We start from the raw sequence: 13358 nt of genomic DNA, 5'->3' as shown, positions 1-13358 counted from the left end.
ATCGTCTTTTTTATTTTTAAGAGCAAAGCTGGGTTTGAAAACCTCTAGACCCTTTCCCTCTCACGCATTGATAGCTCTTTTGCTTATTTTGCAATTGCCACTTTTCATCAACCAGCTTAAATGAATATTCTGTTCGGATTGCAGAAACAGAATCATCCATTAAACCTGTTTGGATAACGGTAATACGGGAAACTGTTGGAGATTCTACTCGGTTAAATACTTGCTGAACTGAGGTATTGTTATGCTCTTTTACGATCTCAGGCTGGGCTTTAAGTACTTGTTGCATCGGAGTTTCCGAACCCACAAAAGGAATTAATTTACTGGTCGTCGCACACCCAGTGAAAAGCCCAGCACAAAGCGCTGAAATTAAAAATAAACGTTGCATTTTTATCACCCAAAACAAAAGCCATAGCTTTATGATGCTATGGCTTTGTCGGTTACTCTGTAGAAACTATGTAGTCCTACAAAATAGATCTAATTTAAAGATCAAACAATTTACCTGGGTTCATCAAACCATTCGGGTCAAATACTTTTTTCAAAGCTTTCATATATTCAATTTCTTCAGGCGAACGTGAATATTCCAAATATGGCTTTTTCGTCATGCCTACACCATGTTCAGCAGAGATTGAACCGTCGTATTTTTTAACAGTATCAAACACATATTTATTAACCACCTGACATTTCGCAAAGAACTCATCTTTGGTTAAGTTTTCAGGTTTTAAAATATTTAAGTGCAAGTTACCGTCACCAATATGGCCGAACCAGCAAATTTCAAAATCTGGATAGTTTTCTTGAACAATCGCATCAATTTCACGAATAAATGCAGGTACGTGAGTAATTAATACTGAGATATCATTTTTATATGGAATAAACGGCGCGATTGATTCAGAGATATCTTCACGTAAACGCCATAAGCTTTCTACTTGGTCAAGGCTCTGGCTCATCACACCATCAAGTACCCAACCCTGCTCCATACAATGCTCAAAAATTTCCATTGCTTTATCGAGAATCGGCTCATATGGTGCTTCAAACTCAAGTAATACATAGAACGGGCACTGAGTTTCAAATGGGCGTTGTACATGTCCATGATCTAAAACTTTTTGCATTGCAAGTTCACCAAAGAACTCAAATGCAGTTAGGTCGATGTCTTTTTGGAAAGCATGTAATACAGGCATTACTGCATCAAAGTCAGGAACACCTAAAACTAAAACTTGTAAGTTTTGTGGTTGACGCTCAAGTTTAATTTCTGCTTCAGTCACTAAGCCTAGTGTGCCTTCACCACCAATAAACAAATGCTGTAATGCATAACCAGTTGCATTTTTAACCATACCTTTGTTTAAACGCAGGATGTCACCTTTACCAGTCACTACAGTTAAACCAAGTACCCAGTTACGTGTCATGCCATATTTAATAACTTTAATACCACCAGCATTGGTACCGATATTACCACCAATCTGACTAGAACCCGCTGAAGCAAAGTCCACTGGGTAATACATGCCTTGTTCTTCTGCATAATTCTGCAATTGCTCAGTCACAACACCAGCTTGAACACGCACCATACGATCTGCCGGGAAGAACTCAAGAATTTGGTTCATTTTGTCCATGCTAATGACAATTTCACCATTGGTTGCTACCGCACCAGCAGAGAGACCAGTACGACCACCTGACGGTGTAATCGCCACATTAAACTGGTTCGCAAGCTTTACAACTTCCTGAACTTGTTCAGTCGTTGACGGAAAAACGATGACCGATGGGTTCGGATTAAAATGCTTGGTATGATCTTTACCCCAGTTTTCGAGACTATCAGCATCAGTTTTAATACGGTTTTCACCGACGATTGCTGTTAATTGGGTGAGTAACTCAGGTGTTAAAGCGACTGGAGCATTCATCGTTTGCAGACCTAGCAAGAAGTAAACTGTGGTGGGACTATGACCTCATAATTCTCAAGGTTCTCACCTGAGCAAAGCCATAATGTTCAAGGAACTCCTATATTCTACATGTATCCGCGCAAGCGATAAAGTTCAGAATAGAGATACTGTCACTACAAAACATGTTTAACGTAAATAAATGCTTTCTATGGGGCTTTCAGAGAAAAATCACTTTTACCCCCCTTACCAAGCATATTTTAAAATGTTCGACAAGCCATAAACAGAAGTGATTAGACATAGATAAAATTGCCATAAGGCGATGGTATAAACGAAATATCTATAGCACCGCCCAGTATGTTATTATACCGCCACCAAATTTGGCCTTTGTAGCGGAGCCGTAATGAGCCAACATCTTTCACTACCTAAAGATAAAATCCGTTTCCTTTTGTTAGAAGGCGTTCACCAAAACGCAGTCGATACTTTAAACGCTGCGGGTTACACCAATATTGACTATCGTAAAACTGCTCTTGAAGGCGAAGCGCTTAAAGAAGCAATTAAAGATGCTCACTTTATTGGTATTCGTTCGCGTACCCAATTGACTGAAGAAGTTTTCGAAGCTGCAAATAAATTGATCGCTGTAGGCTGTTTCTGTATCGGAACAAACCAAGTTGATCTTAAAGCAGCAATGGCACGTGGTATTCCTGTATTCAACGCACCTTATTCAAATACGCGTTCGGTTGCAGAGCTTGTACTTGCTGAAACAATTCTTCTTCTTCGCCGTGTTCCAGAAAAATCGGCGGCTTGTCATCGTGGTGGTTGGGACAAGTCTGCTGTCGGTTCTTTTGAAACTCGTGGCAAAACTTTAGGTATTGTGGGTTACGGTTCCATCGGTTCTCAACTTTCAGTTCTTGCTGAAAGCATGGGTATGCATGTTATTTATTATGATGCAGTAACCAAATTACCAATGGGTAATGCTCGCCAAGTTGGTTCTTTAGATGAACTTTTAGCAACTGCAGATGTTGTAACGTTGCATGTGCCAGATGTTCCGTCTACACGTAACTTCTTCACTAAAGAACAATTTGCGAAAATGAAAGAAGGCGCGATCTTCTTAAATGCTGCACGTGGTACATGTGTAGTGATTGAAGATTTAGCTGATGCAATCAAGTCTGGTCATATTGCTGGTGCAGCGGTTGACGTATTCCCGAAAGAACCAAAAGCAAATGGTGAAGAATTCCAATCTCCACTTCGCGGCTTAGACAACGTGATTTTAACTCCTCACGTTGGTGGTTCAACCATGGAAGCGCAAGCAAACATTGGTTTAGAAGTTGCAGAGAAATTTGTTGCTTACTCTGACAAAGGTATGACACTTTCTGCGGTGAACTTCCCGGAAATCGCATTACCATTGACAGCTGGTCAACACCGTTTATTGCATATCCACAAAAACGTGCCAGGTGTATTGTCTAAAATCAACAACTTGTTTGCTGAACAAGGCATCAACATTTCTGGTCAGTCACTTATGACTAAAGGTGACATCGGTTACCTCGTAATGGATGTTGACGCTTCTGCTTCTCAAGAAGCTTTAGATATGTTGCATGAAGTTGAAGGTACAATTCGCGTGCGCGTATTGTTCTAATCCGAACTGTGAATTCAAAAGCCACAGCATTGTCTGTGGCTTTTTTATGGGCATTTACATTATCATGTGAAAAGTATACCAATTGATCAAATAATAAAATGTCCACTTTAAACCAGAAATCTCAGCTACATGCTTTGGGTTTTCTCATCCTCGCTATGTTAAGCGTTCAAAGTAGCGCATCTTTAGCTAAAATTTTATTTCAGAACTTTCCTGTACTCACTGTTTCTGCAATGCGGCTATGTTTAGGTGCAATTATTCTTGCGATTATTTTTCAAATTTGGCGAATTAATTTTAGTCAGGTCCGCTGGAAAGCAATCTTAGCTTATGGATTTGCGCTTGCAGGCATGAACGCCTTATTTTATCTATCGATCGAACGCTTACCGATTGGAATTGCGGTAGCTTTTGAATTTATTGGCCCTTTAAGTGTGGCGTTATATCACGCACGTCAAAAATATGATTTTGTTTGGGTGAGCTTCGCAATTATTGGGCTGATTTTACTTTTCCCTTTTAATCAAGCGCATAGTCTAGATTGGATCGGCGTCTTATTTGCAATTAGTGCAGGGGCTTGTTGGGCGCTTTATATTATTGCTGGGCAAAAACCTTCTGGTATTTCTGGTAATCATACGGTGTGTTTAGGAATGAGTGTAGGTGCATGCATCTTATTACCCATTACCTTTTTTTCAGGCTCGATTGGTCAAGTGATTGAACTTCCCTATCTTTTTTATTTCATTGGTTTGGCCATTTTAGCCAGTGCTCTTCCATTCTCCTTAGAAATGTTAGCACTGCGCAATTTGACACCTTTAAGCTTTGGAACATTGATGAGCCTAGAGCCCGCAGTTGCAGCACTATCTGGATTTATCTTCTTGGGTGAATATCTTTTATGGAATCAATGGCTAGCACTTGCAACCATTATCACTGCCTCTGTTGGTTGTACCGTAACCACCCAAAAAGCTCGCCAAGAACGTGAAAAAGCCGCAAGTTAATTTAATCAAATCTGCCAGCTAAAACATAGTATTCGTTATAATTGTCCACCATTATTTTTAGACATCAGATGAAGCGCTAGAGTATTTTCCATGCAAAATCTTCCAATTATTGCTGTGCTGTATATGATTTTGTCGATGGTCTCATATCAAATCAGCGCTTCATTTGCCAAACAGCTCATTGCAACATTAGACCCTCTCACCGTTACAGTTTTAAGGCTGAGTTTTGCAACAGTTATTGTCGCAATTATGTTCCGATCTTGGAAAATCTGGTCACGCTTACCCTATTTAAAATGGCGTGATTTATTGATGTACTGCGCATCTTTAGGCTTAATGAATATCCTATTTTATACCTCACTTGGAAAATTACCCCAAGGTATTGCTGTTGGATTAGAGTTTATTGGTCCATTAGGCCTTGCGCTTCTTTCTATTAAACAAAAGAGTGACTACATTTGGGTAGCACTAGCCATGTTAGGCATTGCACTCATGGTACCTTGGCAAAACCCTATTCAACACCATTTCTCGTATGTAGGTGCAGCATGTGCGCTAGGTGCTGGACTTTGCTGGGCCTTCTATATCTATTTCGGTCATAAAGTTGTGACCCAAAATATCGGGATGCACGCCTTAACGATTGGGATCGGTGTATCTGCACTTGCCTTATTGCCAATTGGAGTCTGGCACAATGCTCCTGCATTACTTGAAACACAGTACTGGGGTAAAGCCTTACTTATTGCGGTGTTAGCGACTGCAATTCCATATGCACTCGACTTAATGGCTCTCAAACAACTCAATAAATTAACTTATGGGACTCTAACGAGTTTAGCACCAGCATTGGCAGCATTAACGGGTTTCTTATTGCTTCACGAAGAAATCAGCATGCTGCAATGGGTGGCTTTGGCTTGCGTAATGCTGGCCTCTATTGGTGTTACTTTAAGAAGTACTAAAAAGGCTGCATAGGTTTACTCTACTGCTGCTTTTTATACTTTTTATATTCTTTTAAATATTTATTACCCAGCGTTTCTTTTTCGCTGTCTTTAAGAATTTTTCCGGCTTGCTGGAAAAATTTATGCTCTTCTTCTTTTAAATGATGATGGACTTTTTCACTCAACTGTTTGGCGGTTGCTAACCAACTCGGGCTACTCATATCGGTTTTTTCAAGTTGTTCAACCAACTCATCCATTTCATGATGCTCAGATAAAGCATGTCTCGTAATATCTAAACCGACATCGTCAAACATTAAAGGAATATATAAATAACGATCTTCGGCAACTGAATGGGCATAAAGTTCATTTTTTAATGCATCAAATAGTTCTTTTCGTTCTTCAGTTAAACCATGTGTCTGAATAAGTTGTTCAGAAAGGTTACGTTGATTTTCATGGCTTTCTCTTAATGCTTCGAAAATATTCATTCTCTTCCTCATTTTTTAGCTAAAAAATCTTTTTTATTTCAAGGTTTATCATACGTTGAAATTTATAATGTTTAAGTAGCTTAAAATGAGACTATTTTTTACACAGTTTTCTTTCTAGTAAATTTCTGTAATGATTTTTATATTTCTAACTGTAAATGATACACAAAAGTATGAACTGCATTTTTGAGACAGCTCATACTTTCAATCTTATTTAACCCGTAACAAACATTTGATAGCCCAAACGGCAAATCAGAATACTCACCAAGATTAAAAAGATAATTCGCACAAAACCACTACCATATTTAAGGGCAGTACGCACCCCAACAATAGAACCTAGCACGTTAGCCGCCGCCATCATTAAACCAATATGTAAAATCGCGTGACCAGTTGGGATGAGGAAACTCAGCGCAGCTAAGTTAGTCATAAAATTACCGATTTTTGACAAAGCTGAAGCATGCAAGAAATCAACTTGTAAAAAACGGATAAAGAAGAAAATAAAGAAACTACCTGTACCTGGCCCAAAAATACCGTCGTAAAAACCAATAGCCAAACTACCGATACCAGCTAAAATTAACATTTTCGTGGTAATTTTTTGCTCGGTATGAACTTGACCGAAGTTCTTTTTAACTAGGGTATAAATCGCAATCACAATCAACATTACGAAAACGAAAGGACGCAATACCGATTGAGGAATAAGTGATAAGCATGCCGCGCCGGCAAAAGAACTAATCAAGGCACAAATGGCAATAACGGCTAAAAGCTTCCATTGCAACTTTACTTTTTTAGCAAATGTATAAGCCGCCGACGCTGTACCAAAAATGGATGAGACTTTATTGGTACCAATCACCGTAGCAGTCGACATGTTAGGAAAAGTGCTCATGATCCCGGGAATCTGGATGAGTCCACCGCCACCCACAGCAGCATCAATTGCTCCCGCAGTAAACGCAAAAAAGATCAAACTAAGGATAACGTCCCATTCCATGCCCATGCTCTATACTCTACATCTACTACAAATTTAAGATACGCTTAGGTACCAACCGTTTTTTATCGGTAATCTTGGCTAAGCCTAAACAGCGCTCACCCGAAAACACCAAAACTTCTGCTTCTGCAGAATGTTCAATGTTGCTTTCTAAACCGTTGCAAAAATATTTTTCACGCCCTTCTGGAACCTGAATTTTTAAGAAATGGTCAACCGGAGCATAAACTGGAAGTAACAAAGCTTCTCTTTGCTCTTCTGTCAGACTTTCCAGATATTCAATGGTATAACTCGGAATAAGCTCAAAATGTCCTGTTTGAGTCCGGTTCAGCATCGTTAAATGCCCACCACAACCAAGAGCTTCGCCAATATCTTCACCTAATACACGAATGTATGTTCCTTTAGAACAAGTTACATCCAGAGTGATACTATTTTCGGTAAATTCAATGAGTTCTAAAGCATAAATCGTGATTGGACGTGCTTCACGCTCAATCTCGATACCTTTTCTAGCAAGCTCATATAACGGTCTGCCTTCTTTTTTCAAAGCAGAGTACATTGGCGGAATTTGTTGAATATCACCTCTAAATTTTTCTAGGGTTTGTTCAATAAGCTCTCGGTTCAGAACAGGAATAGGGCGTTCTTGTAGAATCTCCCCTTCCACATCACCTGTCGTTGTGGTTTGCCCCAACCGAACAGTGGTTTGGTAGCGCTTTGTTGAGTCCAGCAAATAATGTGAGAACTTGGTAGCCTCTCCTAAACAAATAGGAAGCAACCCTGTCGCCAAAGGATCTAAAGCTCCTGTATGACCTGCTTTTTGGGCGCGATATAACCAACGCACTTTTTGCAAAGCCGCATTTGAGCTGAGCCCTAATGGTTTATTTAATAGAAATACACCACTGATATGGCGACGAGAAATTTTTTGATTTTTTGTCGTCATTTTTACTGGAACACAAAGCTAGAAAAAAGTGCCGACATGTTAGCAAATTCGGCAAGATATTTTCACAATATTTAGGTGCCTTTTCACTTATTTTATGGCACATTAATAATCGAGTAAAAAAACAACAAATTAAAACTTAAGGAAGATATCTTTATGCAAGGGATGCAGAAGAAGGTATTGTGGTGTGTGCTCGGATTTTTTATTTTGGGCCTCATTGCATGTGTATATTGGTTAAGTCCTGACCCAAAAAACACATCAGCTCAGATGAGTGAAAGTAAAGCTCAAAACTTAGCATCATCTCCTCATATAGATCATTCATCGCTAAACGAAGATGCGTACCATAGTAAAAGTCAGCAAGACACAGAAGTTAACTGCCAATTAAAAATTGATAGTTCCCAACATTTGGTCGTGAATAGTCAAACCCGTGACTGCTTTGAATATTTTATTACCCAATATGGGGAAAATGATTTAGAACAAATCAAAATTCACTTTGGGAAATTTATTCAAGGACAATATCTAGAGCCAGCTCGCTCACAGATTATGGACTTATGGACGCGTTATTTAAAATATCGTGAACAGCTTGCTCAAATCCAAGCACCTTCAGCAAAACAACAAGATAAAAATTATTTTCAAAAGATTTTTAACTCGATCCAAGATATAAGAAAACGTTTCTTTTCTGCTTCTGAAATTGAAGGGCTTTTCTCGAGCGAAGATATCTATCAGAACTACACACTAGATCGAATGCAGATACTTGAGGACTCTTCTTTAAGCGAAATTGAAAAAGCACGAAAGCTTAAAGAGCGTTTTGAAGAACTTCCAGAAGACTGGCAACAAAACCTACAAGAACTCTCCAAACTTGATGATTTACATACACTGACCAAACAAATTAAAGCACGCAATGGTTCAGCAGAAGAACTTCGGCAAATGCGTACAGCACTTGTTGGAGCTGAGGCGACTCAAAGATTAGAAACTTTAGATACACAACGGAATGCTTGGCAACAAAGAGTCACCAGTTACCTCGATGGTCGAGATGAAATTATTAAAAGTAACATGAGTGATAGCGCCAAAAACCAAGCGATTCAGCAGTTACGTCAACAACAATTCAATTCATCACAAGAACAACTAAGACTTCGAACTTTTGAAACGGTCCATGATCAGGGAGGTGAACTGCCATTTAATTACTAAGCCTTTCCTTTTTTGGGAACTGGCTAAACATTCACTAGCAGTAAGAAGCTGCTTTTCATACAAAATAAAAATAGTGAGTAAAAAATGAAAAGGAAGTTAATGTTTTTCTGCGCTGCAATGCTCTCAGGACTGAGTATTTCAGCGGCCCATGCAACAAATGCTGAACAAGTTAAAAGCTCGTTCGTATATTCATCTTACGCTCAAACAAAATACCCAATGGTTTTTAACCACGGTATGGCAGGCTTTAGCCGAGTTGGAACAGATACGCTTGGTCTTGATTATTGGTACCAAATTCTTCCTGATCTTGCCCGTAATGGAGGAAATGTCTGGGCTACAAGAGTCTCACCATTTAACTCAACAGAAGTGCGTGGAGAACAACTTGCACAGCAAGTTGAAGAGATTATTGCCATTACTGGCAAACCTAAAGTCAACTTAATCGGTCATAGCCACGGGGGGCCAACAATTCGCTATGTGGCTGGTATCATGCCAGAAAAAGTGGCATCACTCACAACGATTGGCGCACCTCATAAGGGATCACCAATGGCAGATGTCATCCTGAATGTTGAGGGTACTCCTCTTGCAGGCGTGGCAACTCTAGTAAACTGGTTTTCAGCAGCAATTACTTGGGCAGGAGGTCTAGATCCGACAAGCTATCCGCACGACTCTTTAGCAGGTGCTCATAGTTTATCAACTAAAGGTTCAGCTCAGTTTAATGCTCAATTTCCTATGGGTATGCCAACTACTTCTTGCGGTGAGGGGGCATATCAAGACAAAGGCATTTATATGTATTCTTTCTCAGGAAATAAAGCTCTGACTAATCCATTAGATCCATTTGATATTGCCCTTACAGGCAGTAGTCTAGTAGTCGATCCGTTTGGTGATAATGATGGGCTTGTTTCCCGATGCAGCGCCAAATTTGGTAAAACCATTCGTGATGATTACAACTGGAATCATTTAGATGAGGTGAACCAAGTGCTTGGGATACGTTCTATTTTTGCTTCAGATCCTGTTTCGGTTTACCGTCAACATGCAAACCGATTAAAACTTCAAGGACTATAATTTTTAAACAAAAAAATGCGCCAAAAGGCGCATTTTTTTACTCGGTATAAGCTTACGCTTTACGAGCTGGTAATTTTTCACGAATACGTGCAGCTTTACCAGACAAGTCACGGAGGTAGTAAAGTTTAGCACGACGAACGTCACCACGACGTTTCACTTCGATTTTAGCAACAACTGGCGAGTGAGTTTGGAATACACGCTCAACACCAACACCGCTAGAAATTTTACGTACTGTGAACGCAGAGTTCAAACCACGGTTTTTCTTAGCGATTACAACACCTTCAAATGCTTGAAGACGTTCACGATCACCCTCTTTTACTTTTACTTGAACGATGACAGTGTCACCAGGAGCAAAAGCAGGGATATCAGATTTTAACTGTGCATTTTCAACAGCTTGAACTAAAGGATGTTTACCACTCATTGTGGGAATCTCCAATATATGCGGAGTCAGAAGAGGTCTGAATTTCCGCTGGGGATAGAGGCTAAAGCGCATATCAACCCGTTTATCTTTCCCTTTACGACAATATGTCTATAAAGAGCCTTTAAATTTACATAAAACTATTCATTAAATAGAATTATGCTTTAACTCGAAGCATTGCTTCTCGTCTTGTTGCAGAACTTTCGTTCTTGAGAATAACGATTAAGAGTTACCGTTATTCACTTGCGTATCTTTTAGCCATTTTTTTTGCTGCTTAGTCAACTCTACGTTTTCAACCAACTCTGGTCGGCGCTCTAGAGTTCTTTGATATCGCTGCAAAAAACGCCATTTTTCAATATTGCCATGATGTCCAGATTTTAATACCTCTGGCACATCCAGCCCTTCAAAATGGTCAGGCTTTGTATATTGCGGACAATCTAAAAGACCGTCAACAAAAGAATCTTGTACTGCTGATTGTTCATCTGACATTACATTCGGCAAACGGCGAATAATACTGTCAAGTAACACCATAGCGGGCAGTTCACCACCAGATAAAACATAATCACCAATTGACCATTCTTGGTCAACATAATGCTGGATCAAACGTTCATCTACTCCCTCATAACGTCCACACAGTACGATTAAGCCGTCATAATCGACAAACTGCTTTACTGCCTGTTCATTTAAGGTTTTGCCTTGTGGGGACATATACACCACAGGGACATTAACATGTCCTGCTTGTGAGGCAAGCTGTTTGGCATATGAAATTGCTTTCGCCAAAGGCTCAGCCATCATCACCATACCAGGGCCACCACCAAATGGACGTTCATCCACTCTTCTGTAGTTTCCCTCAGCAAAATCACGAGGATTAATACAAGTGACTTGTACAATATCTCGTTTTGCCGCACGTCCGCTGATGCCGTAGGCTGTAATCGCTTCAAACATTTCAGGAAAAAGCGTAATGACTGCAAAAAACATTACAGACTCCTCTATTTTCCTGCTGTATTAATCCTAAAGGGATTAATAATCTACGCCCCAATTGACGTAAATACGACCAGCTTCAAGATCAACACGTTGTACTACATCTTTATGCCAAGGAATCATTCGCTCTTCTGAATCAATGCTGTCTGGGGTAGCATGCACCACCATCACATCATTAGCTCCAGTTTCAAACAACTCATGAATTTTCCCTAAGTTTACTTCCTGTTCTTCTTCATCAAGACCTAACACAGTTAAGCCCTTTAAATCTGACCAGTAGTATTCATCTACATCTGCTTTTGGCAGTTGAGACTTAGCAATCCAGATATTAGCGCCAACCAAGCTTTCCGCCCCAGTGCGATCACTCACACCTTTCAACGCAACAACTAGGCCTTTGCCATGTGGTTTCCAACGTTTTACATCTATTGTTTGCCAACCGGCCTTGGTCTCAATGTACCAAGGCAGGTAGTCAAACATGTTGCTCATAGGTTCTGTATTTGAATACACCCAGAGCCACCCATTCAATCCATAAGCTGAACGTAACTGTCCAATCTGAATACGATCTTCGGGAACATTCTGTGTTGATGTCATGGGCTACCTACTACAAAAATTATGCAGTAGCTTTTTTAGCTTGAGCAGCTAAAGAAGCAACACGTTCAGAAGGTTGAGCACCTTGAGAAACCCAGTGAGCAAAACGGTCTGCGTCTAAACGAAGTTTTTCTGCTTGACCTTGTGCAGTCGGGTTAAAGAAACCGATACGCTCGATGAAACGACCATCACGTGCATTGCGGCTGTCAGTCACAACGATTTGATAGAATGGACGTTTTTTTGCGCCGCCACGTGCTAAACGAATAACAACCATGATAAAAGCCTTATAATTCTTACGGATTATCCCTGCACCGACCATCGGCAACACTTCAAACCCCTTTCATAGAGGGCGACATTCTACGTGATTTTCGCCCTGAAAGAAAGATTATTTTTTGAGTTATCCGCAGTTTTGAATTTAAAATTACTGTAGCCAATTTGATGTGGCAGATAACGCACAATCAGTTGCACCTTTTGCCCAGAATTTTTGCCCTTGATCATTAAGACAAATGATCCCATCACCAGCTTGAGAACTAGTAGCAATAGGTGTAGCAGTTAACACCCAGCTTGAATCAGTTATGCTAGAAAAAGCTAAGTTATATAAGGCTTGGCCTTGTTGAGGACTGACACTAGAACCATAAATCGATGTAATCGTCGCATTCGACGGATAACGATTGTGAACTACTTTTTCTGATTCTAATGTTTGGGCAATATTCATCATTTCAGATTGAACAGCTGTACGATGCCCTTTGCGTAAATACTGCAAATACGAAGGTGTCGCTATAGCTGCTAAAATTGCAATTATTGCTACTACAATCATGAGTTCTATTAAAGTAAAACCATTCTTCATTGCCAATTCTCACTATTTGTTTCACATACATTGCAAGTGACTGTTCCACCACAGTCATTATCAACAGCCGTAGCTGTTAAACTTTGGCAACGCAAACCTGAATTCTTAGCAATAAAATTAAAATTTCTTGAATCTGTAGTTGTCGCTTTAATGACCCATGTTTGCCCATTTGCAGCAGCATTCGTCAATAAATTTCCTGTCGTCGTATCATCACTAATTTCAATCGTATAACCACCCCGTGGCAAAGTTACAGATGTGGTGGTAAATCCTCTATAAGTAAAGTTCTTGGATTTATGCCGTTCCAATTGTTCTGCCAATTTTAGAATTTCACCTTTAGCAGCAGATGCAGTCGCTCTACGGCTATAACTTTGATATGAAGGGATAGCAATCGAAGCAAAAATAGCGACAATCACGATGACAACCATGAGCTCAATCAAGGTAACACCCTGATTGAACCGTAAAATGTAGTACTTATTCATAA

16 protein-coding genes are annotated in these 13358 nt (G+C 39.9%); 5 read left to right on the top strand and 11 right to left on the bottom strand.

Going from position 1 to position 13358, the window contains the following annotated elements:
- Positions 1-16: 16 nt before the first annotated feature.
- Entirely contained in the window at positions 17-385 is a 369-nt protein-coding gene (locus RMA94_RS07060) for a hypothetical protein (RefSeq protein ID WP_032004861.1), read from the bottom strand.
- A 94-nt stretch (positions 386-479) separates the two neighbouring features.
- Entirely contained in the window at positions 480-1889 is a 1410-nt protein-coding gene (locus RMA94_RS07055; RefSeq protein WP_311082350.1) for an FAD-binding oxidoreductase, read from the bottom strand.
- 379 nt (positions 1890-2268) lie between these two features.
- Here RMA94_RS07055 and serA point away from each other — a divergent pair, with 379 nt between their 5' ends.
- The 3 genes from serA (at position 2269) to RMA94_RS07040 (ending at position 5438) form a co-directional block, all read left to right on the top strand.
- Positions 2269-3501, top strand: coding sequence for a phosphoglycerate dehydrogenase (serA, locus tag RMA94_RS07050; RefSeq protein ID WP_002116919.1), 1233 nt, complete (start codon positions 2269-2271; stop codon positions 3499-3501).
- A 98-nt stretch (positions 3502-3599) separates the two neighbouring features.
- A complete protein-coding gene (locus RMA94_RS07045) occupies positions 3600-4484 on the top strand; it encodes a DMT family transporter (RefSeq protein ID WP_032036643.1) in 885 nt (294 codons plus the stop codon).
- 90 nt (positions 4485-4574) lie between these two features.
- On the top strand, positions 4575-5438 hold the full coding sequence (locus tag RMA94_RS07040; protein ID WP_141314799.1) for a DMT family transporter: 864 nt from the start codon (positions 4575-4577) through the stop codon (positions 5436-5438).
- Between the two features lie 7 nt (positions 5439-5445).
- On the opposite strand, the gene RMA94_RS07035 is transcribed toward RMA94_RS07040, so the two are convergent.
- The 3 genes from RMA94_RS07035 to truB form a co-directional block, all read right to left on the bottom strand.
- Positions 5446-5889 carry a hemerythrin domain-containing protein gene (locus tag RMA94_RS07035; protein WP_001019905.1) on the bottom strand — a complete coding sequence of 148 codons (444 nt, stop codon included), beginning with the start codon at positions 5887-5889 and terminating at the stop codon, positions 5446-5448.
- A 211-nt stretch (positions 5890-6100) separates the two neighbouring features.
- Positions 6101-6877: a TSUP family transporter gene (locus tag RMA94_RS07030; RefSeq protein WP_000525218.1), complete on the bottom strand. Its 777-nt coding sequence runs from the start codon at positions 6875-6877 to the stop codon at positions 6101-6103.
- Positions 6878-6896: 19 nt separating this feature from the next.
- Positions 6897-7802: a tRNA pseudouridine(55) synthase TruB gene (truB, locus tag RMA94_RS07025; RefSeq protein ID WP_311082349.1), complete on the bottom strand. Its 906-nt coding sequence runs from the start codon at positions 7800-7802 to the stop codon at positions 6897-6899.
- Between the two features lie 153 nt (positions 7803-7955).
- On the opposite strand from truB, the gene RMA94_RS07020 reads away from it, so the two are divergent.
- On the top strand, positions 7956-8987 hold the full coding sequence (locus tag RMA94_RS07020) for a lipase secretion chaperone (RefSeq protein ID WP_311082348.1): 1032 nt from the start codon (positions 7956-7958) through the stop codon (positions 8985-8987).
- Positions 8988-9104: 117 nt separating this feature from the next.
- Positions 9105-10046 carry a triacylglycerol lipase gene (locus RMA94_RS07015; RefSeq protein ID WP_080547739.1) on the top strand — a complete coding sequence of 314 codons (942 nt, stop codon included), beginning with the start codon at positions 9105-9107 and terminating at the stop codon, positions 10044-10046.
- Between the two features lie 52 nt (positions 10047-10098).
- Here RMA94_RS07015 and rplS read toward each other — a convergent pair whose 3' ends face one another.
- From rplS to RMA94_RS06985, 6 genes are all read right to left on the bottom strand, one after another.
- Complete coding sequence (rplS, locus tag RMA94_RS07010; RefSeq protein ID WP_002116654.1) at positions 10099-10467, bottom strand: 50S ribosomal protein L19; 369 nt, start codon at positions 10465-10467, stop codon at positions 10099-10101.
- 219 nt (positions 10468-10686) lie between these two features.
- A complete protein-coding gene (trmD, locus tag RMA94_RS07005) occupies positions 10687-11442 on the bottom strand; it encodes a tRNA (guanosine(37)-N1)-methyltransferase TrmD (RefSeq protein ID WP_086265002.1) in 756 nt (251 codons plus the stop codon).
- A gap of 42 nt (positions 11443-11484) precedes the next feature.
- Positions 11485-12033 (bottom strand): ribosome maturation factor RimM, encoded by a 549-nt coding sequence (rimM, locus tag RMA94_RS07000; protein WP_002116736.1) that lies wholly within the window; start codon positions 12031-12033, stop codon positions 11485-11487.
- A 19-nt stretch (positions 12034-12052) separates the two neighbouring features.
- Positions 12053-12304 (bottom strand): 30S ribosomal protein S16, encoded by a 252-nt coding sequence (gene rpsP / locus RMA94_RS06995; protein ID WP_000260334.1) that lies wholly within the window; start codon positions 12302-12304, stop codon positions 12053-12055.
- Between the two features lie 147 nt (positions 12305-12451).
- A complete protein-coding gene (locus tag RMA94_RS06990) occupies positions 12452-12877 on the bottom strand; it encodes a type IV pilin protein (protein ID WP_014207809.1) in 426 nt (141 codons plus the stop codon).
- Positions 12874-13356, bottom strand: a complete 483-nt coding sequence (locus tag RMA94_RS06985; RefSeq protein ID WP_017387038.1) for a type IV pilin protein — start codon at positions 13354-13356, stop codon at positions 12874-12876. Before RMA94_RS06985 ends, RMA94_RS06990 begins: the two co-directional genes overlap by 4 nt.
- Positions 13357-13358 lie beyond the last annotated feature (2 nt).

This window comes from Acinetobacter sp. V115_6 (assembly GCF_031799025.1).
GTDB classification, from domain to species: Bacteria; Pseudomonadota; Gammaproteobacteria; order Pseudomonadales; family Moraxellaceae; genus Acinetobacter; species Acinetobacter pittii.
Note: the sequence above shows the minus strand (reverse complement) of the source record. Positions and strands in the feature narration are given on the sequence as shown.